Origin of the sequence: Sphingobacterium nematocida (assembly GCF_900168125.1) — a bacterium.
Taxonomy (GTDB): Bacteria; Bacteroidota; Bacteroidia; order Sphingobacteriales; family Sphingobacteriaceae; genus Sphingobacterium; species Sphingobacterium nematocida.
This window is the reverse complement of record NZ_FUZF01000023.1, coordinates 64,611-88,504: the sequence shown is the minus strand read 5'-3', so window position 1 is coordinate 88,504 and position 23,894 is coordinate 64,611. Positions and strand designations below refer to the sequence as shown.

The window sequence follows — 23,894 nt, the reverse complement described above, 5'->3', positions numbered from 1 at the left end:
AGTCGTGTTTCTTAACAGCAATGAGCTAATGACTAGGTCTTGTTAATCCCAAGAAAAGATATCGGGTTGTAACTGTTTGATATAATCTAATAATGATAGTGTCTCGATCACTTTTCTCTTGTTAATTATTACCTTATTAAAGGTAATAACAGAAAGTTTTATGTTTTTCAGGTACTTTCCAATTTGCTTTAATTCCTTCGATAATTCACCTTGAGACAGTCTTGTACGGAGGGTAACTGCTGCATTTAGCGAATCATGTAATGTGGAAGATCTTAAGGTTTTGGTAGGTGTAAAGTCTATACTATTAACAATTATACCTATTCCTTGAAGAGAATGTACAATATCATTTTTACTAATCTCACAGGAGCTACTGGCTTCTAGAGAAATCATAACTGTATTCTCTGTCTTACCATTGGTGAGGTCTGGATAAATATTTTCGTAGATCTGTAACATAGTTCTCCTTATAAATTGTTTACCTGTCTATTATCATAGAGTAGATGAGAGGGTAAAAGGTTACAACTTTTTAAAGATTGGACTACAAAAAAAAATGAGAAACTGGAGGATGAACGTATTATCAATGTTACTCATCTTTGTAAGAGAGTATACAAATTTTTAAAGTTTGTACCTTTGTCGTAAAAAAGCCCATATAGTAGAATGAATATAGCTGATTTATTGATAACAAAAAAGGAAGCAGTTTCTTTAGATGACATCATCCTAACGCATGAGAGTAGAACGCAATTAGATCATTTATTGAAAGAGCATAAGTATCTGGATGTATTGCAGGGCTATGAACTACCTGTAAATAATAAAATCTTATTGTATGGTGCTTCTGGCTGTGGTAAAACCTCAACAGCCAAAGCTTTGGCAAATGCATTGAATAAACCGATCTATATTCTTAATCTCAGTAATGTAATCAGTGCCAAGATCGGAGAGACCTCCCAGCATCTAAAACAGGTTTTTGATAAAGCGGGTCGTGATCAAGCGGTTCTTTTTCTAGACGAATTTGATCAGATTGGAAAATCCCGTATGAGTGAAGATAAAGATGTCGGTGAGATACGTCGTCTTGTCAATACATTAATACAGTTGATCGATTACTATCCAGAAAAGGCATTATTGATCTGTGCGACCAATCATATTGAAGTTATCGATAAGGCCATCCTTCGACGTTTTCAGATACAGGTCGAATACACACTGCCCGCATCAAATGTACTGGATGAATATTATGATACACTATTGCGAAAACTTCCTGAACAGGTTGTGGATGGTGTCGAACGTAAGTACAGTATATCTTTTGCGGAAGCTAAGGACTACGCATTTACGCAGGCTAAGTACAATTTGATTCAACAACTTGAAAATAGCGAAGTGCTATTAGAGGCTGAAGCCTTGGAAGTGTAGCTTTTATCTGTAGGTAGATATCTTCATGCAGATTCAATAGATCCATGCTTGAAGTGCAGCGGGGCAATAGTTTTGAAACTATTGCCCCGTTTTTGTAACCGTTCGGACTAATTATACAACTGGTTGAACAGAAGCTTGAATGTCGCATGACTTTGTGCACGGTTCGTAATTTCAGGACCAAAGGCAATAAGCTTTCCGTCGCCTATTTTGGCAGTTAGACCTATGCTTACGCCTTCCAGGTAATGTTGACCATGTGCCCATCCACTCAAAAGTGATTTTTTACTGTTGATACCGCCTAAGGAATACAAGGTATCTGTATTTTCGATTTTAAAGACCGGACTATTGTTAAAGACAATATTTACCTTACTATCCATGCCAAAATTTTCTGTACGCGAAAGATCTAGATCGGCTTGCAAGATGCTAGTCGGTATATAATAGTCAGAACTATTTATTCGAATCGGCTTGTTTTGTTTATCAGTTGTTAACAAAGGGTCAATAACAGGGAGATCGAAATGATATATTAGATCTGATGAACTACCGATGGTCAATATTTTTCCACCTTGCTGGACGTATTGCTTTAATATTGGAATAGATTTACTTTTGGTAACCTGACCAAGTAAATGAGAGAATTGCGTAGGGACCAGATCCCTTTCAGGTAGTCTGAATTTGGTCGCTTCCTCCATTCTGCCAGGAATACCCTGACCTACAAACAGTAAGATGTCATACTTTTTTATGTCATTATTGTCGATGTTTTTGGGATAAAACAATTCGTAGTGGAAGCCGTACTGTTCCAGTATCCAACGTACCCAACCAGAAGGCATAGAGCCACCATAGTGATCGAACAACCCGATTTTTAGGGGCTTTATAGGGGCTAGGCGCTTGGGCTTTTTACTTATGGATTGGATGCGAAGTCCGAGGTTTTGAATGGTGTTCTGGAGTAGTTGCTGCTGTTTCGCATCTATGTAAAAGTCTTTTGAATCAAGATCCCGTTGGGGTTTTAAATCGGCTGCAATTAATTTGTTAACGACCAAAAACGCATCATTTGCTTTTGCGTTGATAAGGTATCCCCCTCGGCTGGTCAGCAGTTTGTCGGTAGGCGGAGTAAGAGCTATTCCATACGGTTTCCGGTCAAAAGGACCTGCAATGTCATCGTAAAGACGGTCATATTGTACCCCCATTTGGATGCCTAATGTCCAACCTGCAGCATCATAAGGTCGGATGGGTGGGCCACCTTCGTATTCGGTATCATGGGGATGATCCTGTGGCTCGAACATATCAATGATTTGTGGACGAAAGGCTTGGTTTGTTTTTATAATGATGGAATTTTTTGGATAGCTTTTGCCTGAGACAGAAAAGTTAGCGTTGGCTTGGTATACATATACCCCCGATTTGATTAGCGCATTGGCAAATTTTAAGGCTGTGCCAAAGTCAGCTTGGTCTGCTGGAATAATATAGCTACGAGGATCTCTGTTTGCCGAGTTACGATATAGACTGTCTACATAAGAAGTTGGGATACCTTTTGATCGAGAAGCGGAAGTACCGTCGCTGGATATTTTTTTTGATTTAACATCATTTTCGTAGGCTGTTTTTAGCGCGTTAATATATCGTGGATACGCCGTCCAATAGTCGGTATTACCTCTTTCAATGGAGTTCTTGCCCATTTTGTAGAAGTTGTACAGCAGTTTATCTCCATTTCGGGAGGCATAGTCTAATATGGCCATGTTCATTGATACAGAGTAATCTATGGATTGTTGAAAATGCCACTTTTGGGGAGATACGGGATTAGGTAGACCATTTCTTGGCATCTGTCGCTCAGCTATGAAAGGGATCTCTGACGGGGTGGGACTACCTGTTGTCTCCGTCAGTATACCGATCATATTATGAAAGTAAGGTGCTGTACGTAACCCTCCATTCCACCAAGTAGAAAATGTGGACTGATCCATACGCACATAGCCGGACTTGCCCTCTTCATTTAGTCTGTTTATCATGGCAAATCCCACACCATCGATTCCGCTTACGACTAAGGGGTCGTAAACCTGATTAAAAGGGTCTCGGTAAGGAGGACCTGCCACAACTGTCCCTTCGGGTGAGGTTTGATGATGGTTGTACACAATTTGTGGCAACCAGTCTATATACATGACTTTTGCCAGATTACTCGCCTCTTTCATGTTGTACATAAAGAAGTCCCGGTTATTATCATGTCCGACATACTTTTGGTATAATGTAGGAATAGACATGTTTCGATCCTTAGGATTTTCATATTGCATATACCAATCCGCAAGTAAATCCTGTCCATCGGGATTGACATGCCACATCAATACGATGACCTTATCGAGATAGGTTAGTATCTCCTGATCGTTGCGCGAGGTAAGTTGATAAAGTGTCTCGACCAATTGGTGGGATCCTACCGTTTCATTAGAGTGCATTCCCCCATCAATCCATACAATAGGTTTACCCGTCTTGGCTAGTTGTATCGCATCCTGCTCACTTAGACCTTCGGCACGGCCCAAGGACTGTGATATTTTTCGATACTCTTCTATATTAGCAAGGTTTTCAGGAGATGAGATAATTAAAAGATATTGTTGCCGACCTTCCTCCGTCAGGCCTGCTTTTTGTAACTGTACGCGGTTGGATGATGAGGCTACTTTTAGAAAATAGCTTTCCATCGCTTTGTAATTTGCGATTTTAAAATCGTCGCCGATGTTAAATCCAAAATGAGATTGGGGACTGCTGACTTCTTGTGCCTGTGTTTGTGCAAATCCCAGTGTAAGGGAAAATAGATAGGTGAATAATTTATTTACTTTCATCATTATTTATCGGAAGTTACTACCTAAATAGCCTCTAGGGTTTACGAACTATTTCGGTTAATATAATGATAAAGATACTTTTTCTTTTTGGAATCTCTATCTATATAAGAAGACCCCTAAATCTCATTCTGATCGGTAATAATAAAAAAAGCGATTCGTATTACGAATCGCTTTTGTACCCAGCGCCGGAGTCGAACCGGCACATCCGAAGATATTGGTGTTTGAGACCAACGCGTCTACCAATTCCGCCAGCTGGGCATGCTGTTGTTTCATTGTTGACGATGCAAATATAGGTCTAATCCTTAAAAAAGCAAAGAAAAAAAATGTATTTTCTCAAAGTGTCTGATTATGAAATAGAAAGTTTTTTTGATAAGGTTGAAGCTCATAGAAAAGCTATAGAGAGATGGGCTGTGATCATTCTAAAACAACAAAGGCCAGTTTTATGTACTGGCCTTTGCGAGGTATAAAATTAAGTGGACATTAACTAGTGTGCACTCAGTTGCTTTTTCTTTTCTTCATCAAAACCAGCTTCTAGTTCAGCCAATTTTTTCTTGCCATAAGCCATTCTTGTAATAACAACGAATAGGACGGGTACGATAAAGATAGCTAAGAATGTAGCTGCCGTCATACCTCCGAATACAGTCCAACCAATTGTCTGACGAGATACAGCTCCTGCTCCAGTAGAAAGCATCAAAGGAATAATACCTAAGATAAATGCGAGCGACGTCATGATAATTGGACGGAGACGAAGTTTAACAGCATCTAGTGTCGCTTCAATAAGATTCATACCGATGTCTACCCGTTCTTTTGCAAATTCTACGATCAAAATAGCATTTTTGGCTGCCAAACCAATGATAGTAACGAGACCAATCTGTGCAAAGATGTTATTGTCGAGCTGCGGAATAAACATTAACGTTAATATCGCTCCGAATATACCCAAAGGAACGGATAGCAAGATTGAAAATGGTACCGACCAACTCTCATAAAGTGATGCTAGCAACAAGAATACAAATAGGATACACAGCGCAAAAATCTGTAATGTCTTAGAGCCCGATTGTTTCTCCTGTAATGTCAGTCCGGAGAACTGATAATCGTATCCAGCAGGAAGAGTCTGTGCTGCGACTTCCTCTAGTGCCTTGATCACATCCCCCGAGCTGTAGCCAGGAGCAGCGCCACCAGAAATATCTATAGCACGGAATATGTTATAGTGATTGATCAAAGACGGCATAGTGATCAGTTCATAGCTGACCAAAGTTCCTAAAGGAACGGGATTACCTTGAACATTATTTACATATAGTTTGTTGATATCGTCGATCCCCATTCTATAACCAACATCTGCTTGTGTTACAACACGGAAGTTACGGCCATATTTGGTGAAATCGTTCACATAGCTGCTACCTAGATATGATGAAATAGTAGCATATATACTTGAAATTGGTACCCCCATTCGTTTTGCTTGTTCGCGGTTTACTTCCAGCTTATAGTTTGGCGAGTTGGAGTTAAATAGGGTATAGGCCATTCCTATTTCAGGACGCTGATTGGCTGCCATTAAGAATTTACCAACGGTCGCCTCAAACTGTTTAATATCTACGGTCTGTAGATCTTGAATTTGTAGCGAGAAACCACCAGAAGCACCTAGACCAGGAATAGCAGGAGGTGTAACTGCTAATACCCTTGCTTTACTATATTGTGCGTATTTCTTCATGATGGTACCTGTGATTTCATTCACAGTACGTTTCCGATCTTTCCATGGTTTTAGCGATACGAATAGTGTAGCACCGTTGGGTTTAAATGCTCTATTTAAGATATTGATACCAGAGATGGATGTTACATATTTTATTTCCGGGAATTCTTTTAAGAATTCTTTTTCCAGTTCTTCCAATACAGCGTCTGTTCGTGCTGAAGAAGAACCTTCTGGCAAGGTAACACCGGCAAAAAACATTCCCCCATCCTCTGAAGGTATAAAACCTGTAGGCTTGACCTGGAACATCCATCCCGTACCAATAAATATACATAGTAATACGATCAGTACTAATGGAGTCGCTTTAATCGCTTTTTTAACACCTTTAGAATAGGAATAAGTTACTTTTTCAAACCACAAGTTAAATTTGTAGAAGAATTTGTTTAGGCCTCTGGAGTCTTTTGTGACTGAAGTCGGCTTAAGCATTATAGAACAGAGAGCTGGTGTCAATGTCAAGGCTATAAAGGCAGAAAGCATTACCGAAACGGCAATCGTAATCGCAAATTGTTGGTACAATTTACCTACCATTCCCGGTATAAAACCTACGGGCACGAATACTGCTGATAGAATTAACGCAATAGCGATTACTGGAGCTGTAATGTCTTTCATAGCTCGCATAGTCGCTTCTTTTGCGCTCATCTTATAGTTATCTATATAGTGCTGTACGGCCTCCACAACAACGATAGCATCATCCACAACTATACCGATGGCCAATACAAAGGCGAGCATCGTCAGGTTGTTGATCGAGAATCCAAATGCGAGGAAGAAGATAAAGGTACCTACAATAGATACAGGAATAGCAAGTACTGGAATTAGCGTAGCTCTCCAGCTCTGTAGGAAGAAGAAAACGACCAACGTTACCAACAATAGGGCTTCTATCAAGGTATGGATCACCGACTCGATGGATGCATTTACTACAGAAACCGTTTCGTAACCGATGACATAATCAACATCTTCGGGGAAGGATTTTTTTAGTTTTTCGAGTGATGAAAAGATACCTTCAGCAGTTTCTACGGCATTACCTCCCGGAGTCTGACTGATCATCATACCGGTTGATACCATACCATTTACTTTGGTCGACGTACCATAATTAAATTGCCCTAGTTCAACGCGAGCTACATCTTTTAACAATACAATAGAACCATCTTGATTTGTTTTCACAACGATGTTTTCAAAATCTTCCACTTCTGAAAGGTCTGAATCTGTGATTACAGGGTATTCAAATACTGTTGACGACTCTTGTGGTTTACCACCAACACTTCCTCCTGGGATACGTATGTTTTGTTCGGCTATGGCTGAAGAAACATCCGAAGGAGTCATTTTTAAGTTGGCAAGTTTGTTTGCATCTAACCACACACGCATAGAAAACGGTTGACCAAATGCAGTAACATCACCTACTCCTTTGACACGCATTATCGCATCTTTAATATAAAGGTTGGCGTAGTTGGACAAGAATTTATCATCTCGGGTTCCTTTCGGCGAAACGAGGGATACCAACATCAAGATATCCGTGTTGGCCTTACGTGTAGTAACACCCAAACGACGGACAGCCTCTGGTAAAGCTGGCTCGGCAATACCTACCCTGTTTTGGACGTCCAAAGTAGCAATATCGATGTCTGTGCCAACTTCAAATGTTACTGTAATTTGTGATTGACCATTTGATGTACTGTTGGAAGACATATAGATCATTCCAGGAGTACCATTGATTTGACTCTCTATTGGTGTAGTTACTGTTTGTTCTACGGTCTGCGCATCTGCTCCAGTATAGTTGGCCGTTACGGTAACTGTAGGTGGAGCGATGGAGGGGTATTGACTGATAGGCAATGTCGAAACGGCAATCACACCAACGATGGTGATCAGGATGGATATAACCATCGCCGTTATTGGCCTTTTAATAAATACTTCTGATATCATTATTATTTATTTAGCGTCTAGCAATTATTTTTGTTTATTTTCTACATTGTTCTCGGCAACTTTAGCTCCTGGCTTTAAGGATGCTGCTCCATCAACCACAATTTTTTGACCTGCTTCAAGCCCTGAGCTTACAACAATTTTGTCGTTTATTTTGTGACCAAGTACAATCTGTTTCAATTCAACTTTGCTACTGTCGTTGATAGTATACACATTAAATGTTCCTAATTGCTCAAATACCGCTTTGTAAGGAATTACTAGTTCTTCTTGTGTCGATGTACTCTCTACATTTAATGTGGTGTTCATTCCTGCCCTAAGTGCATTTGTTCCGTTGGAGAAAGATGCCCTGACTTTCAAGGTTCCTGTTTGACTGTCTACGGCTCTATCTATTGTTACTATTCTTCCTGCATCTTCATAGCGGCTGCCGTCTGGCATAGATACATAGATTTGTGTTGACGAGTTTCCTCCCTGAAGTTTTGTAAATTCCGGGATATCTTTTTCATTAATTTGAAACTCGATAGCAATTGGGTTGGTAGAGGATACTGTATTTAACAGTGTAGTACCAGCATTAACCAATGCACCATTACGAACTTGCGATATACCGATATTACCTGAAAACGGCGCTACGATTACAGAGCGTTGTAAATTGGTGCGGGCAGTAGTTAGTGCTGCCTCTGCGGCTTGCACTTGCGCTTTTTGATTGTTTACATCTGTCAACGCGTAGTCTAGTGTCTGTTTGGCGATAGCGTCTTTCTCTGCCAATGTTTGATAGCGTTGTAAATCTTTCTGTACGCGATCTAGGTTAGCTTTCGCAATTTCTAGGTTGGCTTTTGCTTGGTCGACCGCCGCCTGGTAGCGTATCCTATCGATTTCATAAAGACGTTGTCCTTTACTTACAAAAGCACCATCCGCAACAAAAATATTGGTTATATATCCTGTTACCTCAGCTCTAATTTCTGTTTCCTGTAATGGAACCACATTTGCCGGGTAGCTCTTCAATCCTGATACAATTTCTTTACCTACGACAGCGGAAGAAACCGGTGTTGCCATCTCTGCTTGTTGTCCCGGAGCTCCTTTGGATTTGTTATCTTTAGAACCGCAAGATTGCCATAACAATCCAGAACCGATAAGTAAGGCCGAAAGTAATTGATTTTTATTCATGACGTTATATTTTCTTTGTTAGTGAGGTTGTATTATTTGTTAATTTCTACTGTGCCTAAGGCTTTTTGTATGTCTAGTTTGCTCGACAAGACAGCATAAAGCGAGTTCAGATAGTTCAATTGCGAGGTTTTCAAATCAGTCTCGGCAGTCATTAATTCCAAGTAAGTTTTTACACCAGCATCGTACTGTAGTTTAATGGTGTTATATACTTCTTCTGAAAGCTCCATATTATCTTTCCCGTTGCGCCATTCATTCATATTGGCTCTATAGTTTGCCATAGCAGCAGAGTACTCTGTACTGATCTGGTTCTCTAGATTTTGGAGATCTAATGCAATCCGTTCTTCCTGTAGTTCCGATTTTTTTATCTCTTGGATTCTCTTTGTTCCTGTAAAAATAGGGACAGATAGGGTTAAACCCACATTGGATCCTGGAAAGTTATCTTTGTATAGATTTGAAAAGCTATCATTTCTATAATTCATTGCGTAGTTGGCATAAGCACTCACCTTGGGCAAGAAATTCCATTTTTGATATTGGGTATTTAACTGCTGTATTGCTTTTATGTTTTCGATTTGCTTATACTCAACCCGGTTTGCTATTTGTAATAATTCCGTCGTATCTAACAAAATATTGCTTTCCAAGCTCTGATTTGCAAAGGACAATGAGATAGGTTGTGCTGTAGGAATTGCAAGTAATAATTTCATATAATCGTACTTGTATTTTCTATTTTCCGAAGCAGTCTTTAAATCTGCCTTAGCATTGTTTAAGGAGATCTGAGCCCTTTTGAAATCTGTTTTGTCAACAAGTCCTACCTCATAACGTGCATTAGCTTCTGTAAATTGACGTTCTAATCGTAAGATATTCTCGTTAATTATCTTGATCTGTTCTTCGCTAGTTAGTATGTCATAGTACGCTTTACTAACATCTACGACAGTATTTATCTTTGTAGATTCTTCATTAAGGTTGTTCTGTTGGCGCACATACTTGGATGCTTTCGATGCCTGAAACAATTGAGGACTGATCAATGCTTGGTCTGCCTGAAAAGTCAATGCACTATTGTTTCGCTGTCCCAGTGTGATGTTTGAGCCATTAAAGTTCGTTGTGGGCAATTGCATAGCATGGCTTATACTTCCATTCGCACTTATTTGCGGAAACCAACCTGATAAAGCTGAAGCAATTTCTCGTTCACCGATTTCCTTATCAATTTGTGCTTGTTTAATTTCAATTTTATTACGCAACGCATAATTAATTAAATCGTCTAATGTTGCATTACTACTAAGTGTTGACTGTTGAGCAAAAGAGGCACTGCAGCCAAAAATAGTAAGAAAAGCAAGGGATACTATCTTCCTAAAATTATAATTCATATTCATTTTCTTGTTTTACACCGTTCCAAATAATTTCTATTAATTCATCTAAATGCTGTTGATTAAATTGAAGTTTTCCATAAATCACTGACTTTGAGAATGTGACAGCCGCCCCTATATAAGCTGCTGCTATGATATGTACATCTATTTTTCTTATTTGATTGATCTCCATTCCTTTCAACAGAAAATCGATAAGATTGTTTTCTTCGTAATGATCTGCTGCTTGCTGATTATGTGCCAGTTCATTAAAAGGGGAGTTGTAGAACTGTTCTAGAAAACTGAAAATATCAGTGTTTTCAATCTGAAAAGCACAGAATCGTTGCAATACAAAGGCAAATTGTTCTTTGTAAGAACTTTCTTGATTTATATCTCTAAATATAAATGCATTGATTTTCGTTTTGCAATAGAAAAAGAGCTCGACAATCAGATTTTCTTTAGAAGGAAAGTAGTGGTAAATAGTACCGATTGCTACGTCTGAGTGCTTTGCAATCATACTCATAGGTGTTCCGTGGAACCCGTTTTCTTTAATGAGTGCTAGTGTATGTCTAAAAATACACGCTATCTTATCTGTAAATTGAACGTTCATTCGGTTGCAAATTTAATGATTGAAAGCCAATAAAAATGTCAAAATCTTGTTATAAAATAAGGTTTCCTAAGAGTGTAACCTCTTCTAAGAAATGTTGATTGAGGAGTTCTGTGTTAAGAAATTGTTAATTCTTAAGAAAGGTATTGACAAGTGTTAGATATACACTTATCTTTGTGGTATCATAATTTAGGTTTATAATTGGTTAGTAAAGGTTTTCATTCTCCCCGTTTGAAAACCTTTTTTTTTGAAAGTTTTTTTTCTTTAAGGCCATCAAGAGCTTTTTCATAACATTTTTCTTTATTGTTGGTATTCATGAGCTCACCCGATACAATCTGGTTCGGTCCATACCTGTTGGTGATCCGCCAACTGGCGGATTATGAAAGTTTGATGGAGTTTAAGCTGTGTGATGAGCCCCCTGCGCAAATAAAATGAAATAGATCGAACTGATACTAGCGAAAAATCTTTATTTACAGTTTTTTAAGGCGCGCTGCACTTCTTCGTGTGAATAAATGGAATCTTCTTTGGCAAAATTGGTGGTGATATAGGTTAGAATATAAGCTATGTCCAATTCTGTAAGGTGCGGGTTAGGAGGCATCTTTTCATTAAATTTTTCGCCGTTTATTGTAATTTCTCCCTGCATACCATTACGCACAATACAACTTAACTGCTCTCGGTTTCTTTCAAAAAAAGAGGCATCGGTCAGCGGAGGATAAAGTTTGCCAAGGCCTTCACCACTTGCGCCATGGCAATTTTGACAGTTTGCTACATACAACTTTTGCCCATTGACCGCATATTGAGCGGTCTTTATATTAAGGTTGGAATGGCATGACGCTAGATAAGCTAAGCTTACTACCGTCATACCAATAACAATGAGTATTTTGAACAAGCGCATATTATTTGTACTCTTGAAGGAGTATGTCCATGTCGGTTAGTAACTTTTGAACTTCTTCCTCGTTCGTACCATCATAAGCACCACGAATTCTTTTGTCGTGATCGATAAGCACTAAATAGCCTGAATGATCGTATCCTCCGGGCACAGATGCATCTTCTTTGGTATATACCAGATACTTATCCGAAAGGCCATAAATATCTGCTTTCGATCCTGTAACAAATTGCCATTGATCATTGTCTACACCCAGTTTTGTGGCATAAGATTTCAGTACATAAGGTTGATCATATTTAAAATCGATGCTATGAGAAAGGAAGGCTACTCTATCATCTTTTTTATACTTTTGATAAGCCTTTAAAAGATTTCTTTGCATTGTCGGGCAAATGCTGGGACAATGTGTGAAAAAGAAATTAGCAACGTAGATTTTGTTGTCAAAGAATTTATCAGACAACATTACGCTATCCTGATTCAAAAATTGGAAGCTTGGAATCGTAGGATAAATGGTGTCTCCTTGAACTACTTCACGCTCCCCGATAATAGGGAGCCTTTTTGATGTGGATTGGCACGCCCCAAGAGTTAACATACAGGCTGCTGCACAAAATAACGATCTAATCATATTTGAAATTAAAGTTTGCCCAATTTTTTGTTGCTCTCTAAAGACACATCTTCAAATTGTTTTTTCATAGCTCTTATTTTTTCGATTTCTGCTTGTTGGTAAGCTACATCCGTACTGTCTGGAGTATATTCTTTCATCCAAGTCATCATATTGTCTGTAGCCGCTTCTAAATTGCTTTTCAACGTAATGAGGTCTGTCTTAATAAGTGCTGTATCTGCCTTTGCATCCTTTTTTAAAATTTGGCCTAAATTTCCTAAAATAGAATCTATTTTAACGGTAGTCTTATCAAAGTGAGCAATTTGCGGCATGATCTCATCATGAATTGTTATTGCTTCTTCGGAAAGCTGTTGATGTTTGACCGCTTCCTTCGTCGCCTGTTGTTGGCAAGATCCTAGTAAAATTACACTTGCTGATAGTAGATAAAAAATTTTTTTCATACGATTCGTTTTTTATAAGTTTTTTTCAAGAGGTACATTTATAGACTTTCTTTCAAAAGTAAAGTCCAGATTCCTAATATAGATTTCATTGTGGCATACGGCGCATTTGACACCATTTTTGTCAAAGACAGCTGTAGAAAAGGTTTTTATAACTTTACCCCGTCTTTTTATTTCATCAAAGGCTTCAGCGATCTCTTCATCTTCTAGATATAGGGAGTAGCTGAGGTCGGTCCTTCCTGGCTTGAGGTATTCGATACGGGCAGATTTTAACCAAGCTACGGTTCTTTTTAACCCATTTGCTTGGAATATTTGATCCAAAAGGATGGAGTGTACCGGATCCAGTGCGGAGAAAATTGTTCCACCGAATACGGTCTTGTTTGAATTTATATTCAAAGAGCTTTTGTATATTTTGACATCAATCCCCTTAAAGCCCTTATGGACTTGTTTTATCCATATCCTTTGAAAAAAGAAAGGTGGATAAAATCGTAGTAACCACTTAAGTGAAGAAGGTTTTAACTTCATATTAACAAAAGTACAATTTATAAGGCTTTAAAAAACCAAATAGAAGCAATATGTTGTATAAAATGATTTTCTGTAGTAAATTACATGAAATTTAACCGTTTTGTGACTTAAAGAATAGTTGCCTTTATTTTAGATAAAAAACCTTATGGACTCTAGTCGTAAAAAGAATACGTGGTTGTTGATTATGGTAGCCTCATTAGGTTATTTCGTAGATATCTATGACTTGATTATTTTTTCTATTGTTCGGGTACGCTCCTTTCAGGATATTGGTATTCCCGAAGAATTGATGCGAGTGGAGGGGGAGTTCGTGTTGAATATGCAAATGGGAGGTTTATTATTGGGAGGTTTGATATGGGGCGTATTGGCAGATAAGTATGGTCGTATTAAAGTGTTATTTGGCTCTATTCTATTGTATTCGTTGGCTAATATATACAATGGGTTTGTCCATGATGTGACCACTTATGGTATTGTTAGATTTATTGCAGGGGTAGGATTGGCAGGAGAGTTAGGTGCAGGTATTACGCTAGTAAGTGAGTCGATGCATCGCAGTAAAAGGGGGTATGGCACTATGCTGGTCGCTGGTGTCGGGGTGTTAGGAGCTATTCTTGCCTATTTCGTTTCGGAATGGTTTGATTGGCGTACGGCCTACTTTGTAGGAGGAGGGATGGGGCTACTGTTATTGTTAATGCGCGTAGGGACATTTGAGTCAGGACTCTTTGCACAATCTGCTGAAAGCAACCATGTGAGAAAAGGAAGTATTCGGTTGTTGTTTTCTAGTTTAGATCGGATTAAGCGCTACATATATTGCCTGTGTATCGGTCTGCCTATTTGGTTTGTAGTTGGGGTTCTAGTTACACAAGCTCCTGAGATTGGAGCTGCATTGGGTGCTCCAAATACATTGAGTGCTGGAAAAGGTGTAATGTTTACCTATTTAGGTATCTCATTTGGAGACTTTATAGCGGGGCTGTTGGCTCAGTGGCTTAAATCTAGAAAAAAAGTTGTTTTTTTATGTCAAATACTAATTTTAATATCGTGCCTTTGGTATTTGAATAGTGAAGGGATTGGAGAACAACAATTTATATTCCTTGCATTTTTTATGGGAATTGGTGTGGGCTATTGGGCTACGTTTGTAACTATCGCCGCAGAACAGTTCGGTACCAACCTGAGAGCAACGGTTGCTACTACTGCTCCGAATTTCGTCAGAGGAGCTCTCATACCTTCTACTTTATTGTATGGCTATCTAGTTGGTGTATGGGGGATAGTCGTGGCGGCAATGGTTACTTTGGTCCTGCTGACAGGAATAGCCATTTATGCCTTAACACGACTTGAGGAAAGTTTTGATAAAGATTTAAATTACTACGAAGAGTAGACTAACGATCCGGACATTTTTTACAACGCTTTCCTTTTTTATACTTTTTACAACATTTTTTCAGTATGCAACATGAAAAATCGCCAAAGGGATTTAAGCCTTTTGGCGATTGTTGAATTTCAAATTCTAGTTGCTCTTGAAATACCACACTTTGCTTATCCATGATGCAAAGATAGTTATTTAGACTTATTTTAAATTAAGCTAATTGTAATTTTTCTTTAAGATCTTCAGAAATATTGTTTGTAGCTTGATTGATCAATTCGGGATCGTCCGAGTTATTTACAATTACTCTATCACAGATCTCCCTATAGGGAAGCAAGTATGTATTGTATGAAGGGACAACGTGATTAATCCATTTATACATTACGTCATCATGATCATATCCACGTTCGAGAAGATCCCGTTTCAAACGACGCTTTAATGCTACATCCTCATCGGCATCTAAAAATATACGATAGTTCAATAAATCATTGACCTCTTCGTAATGAAAAATAAACAAGCCCTCCACTATCAAAATGGGAGCAGGTTTTATTTCCAGCATTTTTGGAGCTATGTTCGGATTATTGAATGTATATTCTTCCTTGTGTATTACTTTGCCCTCGAAGAGGTCTTTAATGTCTTTAAAAAAGGCTTCTCTATCAATTGATGTGGGTACATCAAAATTGTAAAGCCTATTTTCTTCTTGTGTTTTGGTATTCGCAGGAATGTAATAATCATCCTGCGAAATCAATGTAATCTGGTCTTGCTTAAAATGATCCAAAAAACTTTTTAAAAAGAAAGTTTTACCCGAACCGCTACTTCCAGCAATACCTATCACGTGAGGTTTGTCCATCTGTATTTTAAAATATTACTCTTGTTCCAGAGGAATGCCGTATGTGATTTCAACTTGAAATTTACGGTCGAGCACTCCGATTGAAGTGGCAACAGATTTGGATAAAACTACGATCGCATCTTGTGTATCTTCGTTGTCACCAAATTTGCCCACAACTTTTGCAAAGGTAACACTTCGATTCATAGGATTTGTAATTTTTAATATAGTTCCTATCGGAGCACTTTTATGTAAAGCCAAACTGGTCTGTCCATCTCCTTGCAGGCTATCCATCCAGACCGCTACACCGCGCTCTTTTTTCTCTCGGATACCGTATTTATTGGGTTTAAACTGAGACTCATCGATAGGCTGATGTTCCTGTATGTCCTGAGGAAGTTCTTGTACAACTGGAACTTCGACCTTAGGTTCGGGTTTTGGCAAGCTTTGGTTAGGTACTTTTAATATCTGACCTTCACGGAGACTTTCCGATTTCAAACCGTTTGCCTTTTTTATATCATCAACCGAAATACCAAAACGTCTTGAAATAGCGTAAAGTGTTTCACTTTTACTGACTTTATATTCCGTCACATCTCGAGGATCGATCAAAACATTGTCTTTTTCCTGTGGAGTGTTTTCACTTTTTGTCGCAGGCGTTTCAATTACCGCTTTTCCTCTTGGTATTTTTACAGTATCTCCATTACGAAGATTTTTCTTGTTGTTGGCATTCATGATGTCCTTTACAGGTACTCCATAAGTCCTACTTAGTTGATAATATGTCTCTTGAGGAGTTAATTTATGGACGACATAGCGTTGTCCATTTACGATTTCGTTTCCAATAGAATCAGGAGCGACAGTCAACGGTACCGTTAACCTATTTTTGGCTTGAATGGGTGCCAATGTGCTTAATCCTAGTCCTAGAGCTAATAAAAACGATATTTTATGATACGATTTAATAGTTTTATTATGCTTCATAGTTTGCAATTATACTAAATACGCTGCAATTTCTTGTTTAGTATTTGATAAAAAGAAAATATATCCTTGGACTTGAAAATAGGGCTGAGGGATTAATTTGTCTAGACCACTTAACACTATTTTATGATCTAGTATTTCATTTTTAGTCGATAGGCAAAGGTATAAGTCGAAGGATTGCCCCATCTTTTTGTGATAAGACCATATAAAAAAATCTTTATATGGCTGTAGCCATATTTGATCCTCAAAAGAAAGATCTTTAATGAAATAAGGGAGGTTACCCTGATAGGGGACTGGATATGTAATGCCGGTATCGGGAAATGTAAAATTGTCTTCTGCGTTATTTGTGACAATCCCCGTAGCTATTTCTATGAAAAACTCTAGACCGGAGGGAATAGATCGATGCACAACCCTAAGTCTATCCTTATATACATCTTTTAATACGTATTCATGGTGTACAAAAATAATAGATTGGCTAGGGATATGTAACACCTGTATTCCCGCTTGCAGCGGAGAAGAAGAGCCAAAACGCTTAAAAATTAAAAACTCACCTTGTATAGCTTCTAGTGTCCATTCTTTCTCCGTGGCTGTATAATTTTCTAGTAATGTTTGTCCATCAAAGCTGATTACGGCAAATGTAGGGAGTGTATCAGTTGGATTTCTATATTCAAGCGCTAAACAATTATTTGAGCAGTCCACTTCTATTTTCCAGATTGGAAAAGGGAAGTGTTTTTGAAATGCTTTAATTATTGTATATTTAGTCATACTTTAAAAAGATAGAATTATGCTATACAAATTTACGAAATCCATTTTGTTGTTACTATTTTTTGTGTTTGCAAGTAGTACAGTGACAAATGGACAAGATGTATTCAAGACCGATCTTAAAGAGGATGTCGGAGCGAATGCTTGGCGCATAATAAAGAAATCGTATGAACAGGCATTAGCAGAGCAAGCTGATTACTTTTTAATTGAGATGAATACATTTGGGGGCGCTGTAAATTACGCGGACTCTATCCGTAGTTTATTGCTTAATTCTGACATAAAGACAATCGTTTATGTAAATAATAATGCGGCATCAGCAGGTACGCTGATTGCGCTTGCCTCGGACCATATTTTTATGCATTCGGGAGCGTCATTGGGTGCAGCAAGCGTAGTTAATCAGAGCGGAGAGATTATGCCCGAAAAATACCAATCCTACATGAGAGGATTGATGCGTGCTACAGCAGAAGCTAAAGGTCGGGACCCCAAAATGGCTGAAGCATTTGTTGATCCGACGATTTCTATTCCAGCTCTCAAAGAAGACGGAAAGATATTGACGTTTACAGCTTCGGAAGCCGTAAAAGCCAAGTTGGCGAATGCCGAAGTAAAGCGCGTTGAAGAGATTTATAGCAATTTAAATATTTCAACGCCTAGTGTTAAAGCTTATGAGAGAACATGGGTTGACATTATTATTGCTTGTTTAGTCAATCCTATGGTTAGTGGTCTGTTAATAATGGGTATTATTGGAGGAATTTATTTCGAACTACAGACTCCAGGTATTGGTTTTGCTTTAGTGATCGCATTGATTTCTGCAACATTATTTTTTGCACCTTTGTATTTGCAGGGGCTGGCGGACCATTGGGAGATAGCTCTTTTTGTATTGGGGGTTTTGCTGCTAGCATTGGAGGTTTTTGTCATTCCTGGATTTGGTGTAGCGGGTGTTTTAGGGATTATATTTGTACTATGTGGGCTTGCTTTTTCGATGTTAGCTAATGATTATTTTGATTTTAAAGTTTCTCAACCCGGTTTATTGATGAATTCTTTTTTGATTGTTATTGGAGCAATGGTTTTCTCCATAATTTTAATGGTGATATTTGGGAAAAATATTTTCAATTCTTCCGCATTTAAGCGTTTAGTTTTGGCGGATGAGCAGCGCGCGGATAGTGGTTATACATCTTCTGTACCAAAGATAAACTTGCTAAATAAAGAAGGAGTAGCAAGAACTGTGCTGCGTCCTGCAGGGAAAATAGAAGTTGATGGCGTATGGTATGATGCTGTTGCACTCGATGGATTTATCGATGCTGGCGAACAGGTCTATGTTGAAAAACATGAGAATTATAACCTTTTTGTCCGTAAAATAGCGGATAAACCGGTTTAACTTTTATTGATTAAAGAGTTGTAGTTGCTGTCCGTAATTTAAGCTTTCTGTTCTTTGAGCAAATGAAAATTTCGTGGTGTTTAGTTGGTTCTTTTTGCAGTGCAAATGGAAAGCTGCTTTTATTACTTCAGCGACTTCACCAGTTCCTTTCATGCGCTGCCCGAAGACGCTATTGTTGACGTTGCCCTGATGACAGCTTTGGATAGCATGCCAGATTTTATTACATCTTTCTGGATAATTAACGAGCAACCAATCGTGAAATATTTCACCTATTTGTCCGTTTAGCCTTACGATAATGTAGTTGGCCCAAAGGGCACCACTTTGAGCCGAATGCCTCAAAATAGAAGGTATCTCGTGATCTGTCAGCCCGGGAATTATTGGTGCTACATTTACGCCGGTTGGGATTCCAACTTTACTTAATTCCTCGACTATTTTTAGCCGTTGGATGGCAGTCACAGTTCTAGGTTCTAATTTTTTTCGTGTTTCTTCAGATAATGATGTGATGGATACATACACTTTCAATAAATTTTCTTTAGCCAAGTCTTGCAAAATGTCGAGATCGCGCAATATTAAGCTATTTTTAGTGATAATGCTTATCGGTTGTCGGTGATCAAGGGCAATGGTTAATATTTGCCTGGTGAGCTTTTTAGTGCGTTCTATAGGTTGGTAACAATCTGTGTTTCCGGAGAGATGTATCGGTTGAAAGTCCCATCCCTTTTTGCGTATAAACTCTTTAAAAAGGATAGGCGCATTTTCTTTTATTATGATCTTTTTTTCAAAGTCAAGCCCTGCACTCATATCCCAATATTGATGCGAATTACGTGCATAGCAATAAATACAACCATGCTCACAACCTTGGTAGGGATTTGCAGAATAGCTCATACCCACATCGGGACTGTCGACTTTGTGCACGAGTGTCTTTGCTTGAGATGGGATAAACGAGGTGCGATTACTTTCCTCTTCGTACGTATCGATCCCTTCTATAAAGTATTGGTCATATTGTTGTGCCTTATACTTGTTGTGCGGATTGATTTGAGCACCTCTTCCCTTAATTAGTTTTTTACTTTCCATCGAAAAGTAAAAATACTAAAAATAATAGTAATTAGTGAGGCTTTTTATTTTTTAGGTACTTGTACAATTCTATCTGAGACCGAAACTCTACTTTACTATCTGAGACATATTTGTTGTCCAAATTATTGGTTAACAATCTCGCCTTAACATTATCTTTGAGCTGAATCTTTAGCATATCGAGAATTTCGGACTTAATTTTTTTATCGTTAATCCGTACGGCTGCTTCAATACGATGATCTAGATTTCGTGTCATCCAATCTGCTGAAGAAATATAGGTTAATTCTTTACCAGCATGATAAAAGTAAAAAACACGAGCGTGTTCCAGGTATTCGTCCACAATACTGATAGTATGGATTGGGTACTTAAAAGAACTCTGATTGACCGCACAATAAATACTACGAACTATCATTTCTACTTTGACACCTGCTTCTGCAGCTTCGTATAGTTTTTTGATGAGCGCTTTGTCACTTAGCGAATTTATTTTTACAATGATGTGCGCTTTTCGTCCCGCTTTTGCTTCATGTATTTCTGTATCAAAATACTGCAGTATCGTGTTTCGCATATCGTTGGGACAGACCAATAGACCTTTGCCCATTTTTAATGTTTGACTTAGGTCCTGTTTTGGACGGCGCAAAGCATTGAAGATTTTATTAATGTCTGCCATAACTGAGCGATTGCTTGTCAACAGGCAATAATCTCCATATAACTTGGCTGTCTTTTCATTGATATTCCCTGTGCTCACAAACCCATATTGAACGGTTCTTCCATGAATCCTCTTTTTAATAATACCGAGTTTTGCATGGATCTTCTTATTTGGAATACCCAATAGAACTTTTACGCCTTCCATTTCAAAACGCTCTTTCCACTCTAGATTATGCTCTTCATCAAAGCGTGCTCGTAATTCGAGCATTACAGTGACTTCTTTCCCGTTACGTACTGCATTGACAAGTGCGTTGGCTACTTTGGAGTTTGACGCAAGTCGATATGCTGTAATCTGTATCGATAATACATCGGGATCCATTGCCGCTTCCCGTAATAAGTCGATGATATGTTCAAAAGTATGATAGGGAAAAGATAGCAATATATCTTTTTTTGTGATGACATCGGTGATTCTTGTTTGATCTACTAGGTCAGGATGCAAAAAAGAATAACGTTCTTTTGGTTTGTTGTACTTCCGAAATATAGCAGGGAAGTTCATGAAGTCTTTAAAGTTGTGTATTTTTTGACCGGGAATAATACTGTCCTTTTTCGATATGTTTAATTTTTTGATCAAAAATTCCACCAAATTAGTATCCATTTCTTCGTCAAATACAAATCGGGTAGGTTTTCCTTTTCTTCTACTTTTTACAGCTTTAGCTATTTTATCGGCAAAACTGGTATTAATATCATTGTCCAAATCAAATTCGGCATCTCTAGTTATTTTAAAGGCGTTGGCAGTAAATCCATCGAAACCAAAGAAGGAAAATATATGCGGTAGGTTGAACTTAATAACATCTTCCAATAGAATAACATGTACCTCTTTATCAGGACATGGAAGTAGCACAAAACGGCCGTTTTGTGCTGTAGGGATCTCAATAATCGCAAATTTTGTTTCATACTGCCAATCCGTTTTCTTCATCGCGACCCCTAGATATAGCGACTTGTCGCGCAAGTAGGGCATAGGTCTATGATCATCCAGTAGAAGAGGGATGACACTGGACTCTACTTCATCAATATAGTATCGCTTTACAAAAAGCTGTTGTTCCTCAGAAAGGTTTGAACTTGTCTTGATGAAGACACGCTGTTTAGCCATTTCTTTTTGAACTTCTTGCCAGGTATTATTAAATTTCTTCTGTTGTTTGATAACAAGGGCATTCAATTCATTAAGAATGAGCTGAGGCTTTTCGAAAAATATGTTCTTTGCTTCTTTCTCATCCACCGCTAGAGCTCGTTTTAGGCCAGCTACCCGGACACGAAAAAACTCATCTAAGTTATTAGAAAAGATACCTAAAAATTTAATCCTTGAGATAAGAGGGACTGTTTTGTCTGCTGCTTCTTGCAAAACCCGCCCATTAAAACTCAACCAGCTTATATCCCTTGGAATAAATTTGCGTGCCATATATTAATTATCGATTTAGGATCAAAACTATGTTTTAAGTGTTATTTTAATGTTAACTAAATATTAAATAGTTTAAGATGTTATTTTGAACCGGATCGTTTTACAATGTTGATCGCATTAAATTGGGTCGTATCATAGTAAGGTGCTTCTACTTGTAATTGAACAGGGTAGGGGGCATTTTTGTCAAAGAAAAAAATACGAGTCACGCTATTATAATCATTGGTCGGAAATAAGTCTGCGCAAGCATCGTAATTCGCATTCGCCCGATCTCCGACCGTCACCGCATAAATGCGCACTATGCCACCTTTGTTCTGTTCGTTGCGAACAAAAGCCACCTCCTCAAAATTACCAGGGATATCTTTTATTGACTTTTGACTGAAAGAATCCCAAATTAAGTAACCTAAAATAAGAATAATGGGTATGGCAATAAACCATACCCTTTTGTTTTTTTTCATATGTAAATAATTATTCGGGCATTTAATTGTTTTCTCGATGGAACTCATGAATGCTTCGTATTTATTTCATGATCCGCTAGTTTCACGGCTATTTTTTTCCATCTATCATCAGATGGAACTTTGTTATGATTATAAATTAATCGTGATATCTAATAACTTGTAGAAATCGCGCAAAATTGCCTGATGACCTGGCCATGCCGGTGAGGTAACCAGATTACCATCTACTACAGACTGGTCTGCCGGAATATTTTTCCAAATACCACCTGCTAACTCAATGTCAGGACCTACGGCAACATAGGCAGTCAATGTACGGTCCTTTAAAACTTTGGCTGTCGTCAAAACCTGTATACCGTGACATATCGCTGCCACAGGTTTGTTTTTCTCAAAAAAGTGCTGTACAATCTCAATGACACGTTTGTTTAGTCGGATATATTCTGCAGAACGTCCCCCCGCAATATATAGACCGTCATATTCGTCGGGATTGACCTGATCAAAACTTTTGTTGATAGCAAAATTGTGCCCTCTGAGTTCTTTATACGTCTGGTCTCCAGTGAAGTCGTGTACAGCAGTAGGTACAATATCTCCTTTTTTGCGATCTGGAGCGATTGCATCAACTTCAATACCAATAGCGCCCATAGCTTGATAAGGTACCATAGCTTCATAATCTTCAACGTAATCTCCTACTAATAATAATACTTTTTTTGCCATAGCATCTAGAATTTTTATTGTGTTTTATTATTGTCTAAACAATTGAGTTGAGGTAAGGTTTTTATCCTTCTTGAGATAACTTTTCTAGCATCATTCGTTTGGTTTTCCTTACTTTAGCTTCCAGCTGACTGCGCAATAGTGCTGTGACAACACCTTTGCCTTCTTCAAAATTCAAGTTGAATTCGGGTAAGGAAAATGTTTCTAAGACTTCTGCGCCGTCAAAAGGCATTCTTGCTGTCGCAATACCAAGGACAGACTGTCCTCCACGTGCTCCTTGGCTGGTGGCTAATAGAAAAACAGGTTTACCATTGTAAATCTTCCGTCCTTTAATTCGGGATGTCCAATCTATCAGGTTTTTGTAACCTACATTATAGTTGCCATTATTTTCAGCCAGTGAAATAATTAACAAGTCTGCTTGATCTATCTTATTTGCGAACCGTGTAGCTGCCTCAGGAAGACCGATCTCCTTTTCTCTGTCTTTTGAGAAAAGCGGCATTTCAAAATCATTTAAATCAATTATTTCAATAATGTCTTCTTTTTCTTTGTAATACTTGCTGACCGATGTGGCGAATTTCTTATTGATAGAATCTGAACTATTACTACCTCCAAAAACTAATATTTTCATATGTATTTAATTACTTCGTGAGCTCGCAAGCTCGGTTTGATTTTCATATGTGTATAACTATTCATTTGTGTTTGCTTTCATTTGTATTCATGAATGCTTCGCATTTTGTTTTTTATCTGTCGTTAACTTGTCCTGACTGGTCGGGATGGAATAACTAAATTATAGCTATTCGACTCTGTATAGTGTTAAAACTAATTTATCTACATAAATAACTCTATGTAGGTTTAA

General features: G+C 38.2%; 21 protein-coding genes and 1 tRNA gene. 3 read left to right on the top strand and 19 right to left on the bottom strand.

The window, feature by feature from the left end:
- Positions 1–42: 42 nt before the first annotated feature.
- Complete coding sequence (locus tag B5X76_RS19480; protein WP_079645600.1) at positions 43–453, bottom strand: hypothetical protein; 411 nt, start codon at positions 451–453, stop codon at positions 43–45.
- Positions 454–654: 201 nt separating this feature from the next.
- Between B5X76_RS19480 and B5X76_RS19475 the strand changes: the two genes are divergently transcribed.
- Positions 655–1,395 carry an AAA family ATPase gene (locus tag B5X76_RS19475; protein ID WP_079645599.1) on the top strand — a complete coding sequence of 247 codons (741 nt, stop codon included), beginning with the start codon at positions 655–657 and terminating at the stop codon, positions 1,393–1,395.
- Between the two features lie 107 nt (positions 1,396–1,502).
- Here B5X76_RS19475 and B5X76_RS19470 read toward each other — a convergent pair whose 3' ends face one another.
- The 10 genes from B5X76_RS19470 to B5X76_RS19425 form a co-directional block, all read right to left on the bottom strand.
- A complete protein-coding gene (locus B5X76_RS19470) occupies positions 1,503–4,205 on the bottom strand; it encodes a M14 family metallopeptidase (RefSeq protein WP_139375404.1) in 2,703 nt (900 codons plus the stop codon).
- A 173-nt stretch (positions 4,206–4,378) separates the two neighbouring features.
- Positions 4,379–4,460: transfer RNA gene (locus B5X76_RS19465), tRNA-Leu, on the bottom strand.
- A 226-nt stretch (positions 4,461–4,686) separates the two neighbouring features.
- Positions 4,687–7,857, bottom strand: coding sequence for an efflux RND transporter permease subunit (locus B5X76_RS19460; RefSeq protein ID WP_079645597.1), 3,171 nt, complete (start codon positions 7,855–7,857; stop codon positions 4,687–4,689).
- Positions 7,858–7,881: 24 nt separating this feature from the next.
- On the bottom strand, positions 7,882–9,015 hold the full coding sequence (locus tag B5X76_RS19455; RefSeq protein ID WP_079645596.1) for an efflux RND transporter periplasmic adaptor subunit: 1,134 nt from the start codon (positions 9,013–9,015) through the stop codon (positions 7,882–7,884).
- 32 nt (positions 9,016–9,047) lie between these two features.
- Entirely contained in the window at positions 9,048–10,376 is a 1,329-nt protein-coding gene (locus tag B5X76_RS19450) for a TolC family protein (RefSeq protein WP_176141137.1), read from the bottom strand.
- The gene (locus B5X76_RS19445; protein ID WP_079645594.1) at positions 10,366–10,962 is read right to left on the bottom strand and encodes a TetR/AcrR family transcriptional regulator; all 597 of its coding nucleotides are present in this window, start codon (positions 10,960–10,962) and stop codon (positions 10,366–10,368) included. Before B5X76_RS19445 ends, B5X76_RS19450 begins: the two co-directional genes overlap by 11 nt.
- Positions 10,963–11,425: 463 nt before the next feature.
- Entirely contained in the window at positions 11,426–11,854 is a 429-nt protein-coding gene (locus B5X76_RS19440) for a c-type cytochrome (protein WP_079645593.1), read from the bottom strand.
- A 1-nt stretch (position 11,855) separates the two neighbouring features.
- Positions 11,856–12,467, bottom strand: a complete 612-nt coding sequence (locus B5X76_RS19435) for an SCO family protein (RefSeq protein WP_079645592.1) — start codon at positions 12,465–12,467, stop codon at positions 11,856–11,858.
- 8 nt (positions 12,468–12,475) lie between these two features.
- Positions 12,476–12,904 carry a hypothetical protein gene (locus B5X76_RS19430; protein ID WP_079645591.1) on the bottom strand — a complete coding sequence of 143 codons (429 nt, stop codon included), beginning with the start codon at positions 12,902–12,904 and terminating at the stop codon, positions 12,476–12,478.
- Between the two features lie 12 nt (positions 12,905–12,916).
- Complete coding sequence (locus tag B5X76_RS19425; protein ID WP_079645590.1) at positions 12,917–13,426, bottom strand: DUF4442 domain-containing protein; 510 nt, start codon at positions 13,424–13,426, stop codon at positions 12,917–12,919.
- 145 nt (positions 13,427–13,571) lie between these two features.
- Here B5X76_RS19425 and B5X76_RS19420 point away from each other — a divergent pair, with 145 nt between their 5' ends.
- Positions 13,572–14,795 carry an MFS transporter gene (locus B5X76_RS19420; RefSeq protein ID WP_079645589.1) on the top strand — a complete coding sequence of 408 codons (1,224 nt, stop codon included), beginning with the start codon at positions 13,572–13,574 and terminating at the stop codon, positions 14,793–14,795.
- Between the two features lie 196 nt (positions 14,796–14,991).
- Here B5X76_RS19420 and B5X76_RS19415 read toward each other — a convergent pair whose 3' ends face one another.
- Genes B5X76_RS19415 through B5X76_RS19405 form a run of 3 tightly spaced genes read right to left on the bottom strand, consistent with a single transcriptional unit; the run spans position 14,992 to position 17,337 of the window.
- The gene (locus B5X76_RS19415) at positions 14,992–15,627 is read right to left on the bottom strand and encodes a uridine kinase family protein (protein WP_079645588.1); all 636 of its coding nucleotides are present in this window, start codon (positions 15,625–15,627) and stop codon (positions 14,992–14,994) included.
- A 15-nt stretch (positions 15,628–15,642) separates the two neighbouring features.
- The gene (locus B5X76_RS19410; RefSeq protein WP_079645587.1) at positions 15,643–16,575 is read right to left on the bottom strand and encodes a septal ring lytic transglycosylase RlpA family protein; all 933 of its coding nucleotides are present in this window, start codon (positions 16,573–16,575) and stop codon (positions 15,643–15,645) included.
- A gap of 9 nt (positions 16,576–16,584) precedes the next feature.
- Complete coding sequence (locus B5X76_RS19405; RefSeq protein ID WP_079645586.1) at positions 16,585–17,337, bottom strand: hypothetical protein; 753 nt, start codon at positions 17,335–17,337, stop codon at positions 16,585–16,587.
- A gap of 19 nt (positions 17,338–17,356) precedes the next feature.
- Between B5X76_RS19405 and B5X76_RS19400 the strand changes: the two genes are divergently transcribed.
- The gene (locus B5X76_RS19400; RefSeq protein WP_079645585.1) at positions 17,357–18,709 is read left to right on the top strand and encodes an NfeD family protein; all 1,353 of its coding nucleotides are present in this window, start codon (positions 17,357–17,359) and stop codon (positions 18,707–18,709) included.
- Between the two features lie 3 nt (positions 18,710–18,712).
- Here B5X76_RS19400 and B5X76_RS19395 read toward each other — a convergent pair whose 3' ends face one another.
- From B5X76_RS19395 to B5X76_RS19375, 5 genes are all read right to left on the bottom strand, one after another.
- On the bottom strand, positions 18,713–19,780 hold the full coding sequence (locus tag B5X76_RS19395) for a PA0069 family radical SAM protein (RefSeq protein WP_079645584.1): 1,068 nt from the start codon (positions 19,778–19,780) through the stop codon (positions 18,713–18,715).
- A gap of 31 nt (positions 19,781–19,811) precedes the next feature.
- The gene (gene ppk1 / locus B5X76_RS19390) at positions 19,812–21,878 is read right to left on the bottom strand and encodes a polyphosphate kinase 1 (protein ID WP_079645583.1); all 2,067 of its coding nucleotides are present in this window, start codon (positions 21,876–21,878) and stop codon (positions 19,812–19,814) included.
- 80 nt (positions 21,879–21,958) lie between these two features.
- Positions 21,959–22,333: a hypothetical protein gene (locus B5X76_RS19385; protein ID WP_079645582.1), complete on the bottom strand. Its 375-nt coding sequence runs from the start codon at positions 22,331–22,333 to the stop codon at positions 21,959–21,961.
- Positions 22,334–22,462: 129 nt separating this feature from the next.
- A complete protein-coding gene (locus B5X76_RS19380) occupies positions 22,463–23,041 on the bottom strand; it encodes a DJ-1/PfpI family protein (protein WP_079645581.1) in 579 nt (192 codons plus the stop codon).
- A gap of 61 nt (positions 23,042–23,102) precedes the next feature.
- On the bottom strand, positions 23,103–23,666 hold the full coding sequence (locus B5X76_RS19375; protein ID WP_079645580.1) for an NADPH-dependent FMN reductase: 564 nt from the start codon (positions 23,664–23,666) through the stop codon (positions 23,103–23,105).
- Positions 23,667–23,894 lie beyond the last annotated feature (228 nt).

Coding starts and splice junctions, on each gene's coding strand:
- B5X76_RS19480 (WP_079645600.1), bottom strand. CDS start 453: ATGTTACAGATCTACGAAAATATTTATCCAGACCTCACCAATGGTAAG.
- B5X76_RS19410 (WP_079645587.1), bottom strand. CDS start 16,575: ATGAAGCATAATAAAACTATTAAATCGTATCATAAAATATCGTTTTTA.
- B5X76_RS19375 (WP_079645580.1), bottom strand. CDS start 23,666: ATGAAAATATTAGTTTTTGGAGGTAGTAATAGTTCAGATTCTATCAAT.
- B5X76_RS19415 (WP_079645588.1), bottom strand. CDS start 15,627: ATGGACAAACCTCACGTGATAGGTATTGCTGGAAGTAGCGGTTCGGGT.
- B5X76_RS19425 (WP_079645590.1), bottom strand. CDS start 13,426: ATGAAGTTAAAACCTTCTTCACTTAAGTGGTTACTACGATTTTATCCA.
- B5X76_RS19430 (WP_079645591.1), bottom strand. CDS start 12,904: ATGAAAAAAATTTTTTATCTACTATCAGCAAGTGTAATTTTACTAGGA.
- B5X76_RS19455 (WP_079645596.1), bottom strand. CDS start 9,015: ATGAATAAAAATCAATTACTTTCGGCCTTACTTATCGGTTCTGGATTG.
- B5X76_RS19420 (WP_079645589.1), top strand. CDS start 13,572: ATGGACTCTAGTCGTAAAAAGAATACGTGGTTGTTGATTATGGTAGCC.
- B5X76_RS19440 (WP_079645593.1), bottom strand. CDS start 11,854: ATGCGCTTGTTCAAAATACTCATTGTTATTGGTATGACGGTAGTAAGC.
- B5X76_RS19460 (WP_079645597.1), bottom strand. CDS start 7,857: ATGATATCAGAAGTATTTATTAAAAGGCCAATAACGGCGATGGTTATA.
- B5X76_RS19395 (WP_079645584.1), bottom strand. CDS start 19,780: ATGGAAAGTAAAAAACTAATTAAGGGAAGAGGTGCTCAAATCAATCCG.
- B5X76_RS19400 (WP_079645585.1), top strand. CDS start 17,357: ATGCTATACAAATTTACGAAATCCATTTTGTTGTTACTATTTTTTGTG.
- ppk1 (WP_079645583.1), bottom strand. CDS start 21,878: ATGGCACGCAAATTTATTCCAAGGGATATAAGCTGGTTGAGTTTTAAT.
- B5X76_RS19380 (WP_079645581.1), bottom strand. CDS start 23,041: ATGGCAAAAAAAGTATTATTATTAGTAGGAGATTACGTTGAAGATTAT.
- B5X76_RS19450 (WP_176141137.1), bottom strand. CDS start 10,376: ATGAATTATAATTTTAGGAAGATAGTATCCCTTGCTTTTCTTACTATT.
- B5X76_RS19405 (WP_079645586.1), bottom strand. CDS start 17,337: ATGACTAAATATACAATAATTAAAGCATTTCAAAAACACTTCCCTTTT.
- B5X76_RS19435 (WP_079645592.1), bottom strand. CDS start 12,467: ATGATTAGATCGTTATTTTGTGCAGCAGCCTGTATGTTAACTCTTGGG.
- B5X76_RS19475 (WP_079645599.1), top strand. CDS start 655: ATGAATATAGCTGATTTATTGATAACAAAAAAGGAAGCAGTTTCTTTA.
- B5X76_RS19445 (WP_079645594.1), bottom strand. CDS start 10,962: ATGAACGTTCAATTTACAGATAAGATAGCGTGTATTTTTAGACATACA.
- B5X76_RS19385 (WP_079645582.1), bottom strand. CDS start 22,333: ATGAAAAAAAACAAAAGGGTATGGTTTATTGCCATACCCATTATTCTT.
- B5X76_RS19470 (WP_139375404.1), bottom strand. CDS start 4,205: ATGATGAAAGTAAATAAATTATTCACCTATCTATTTTCCCTTACACTG.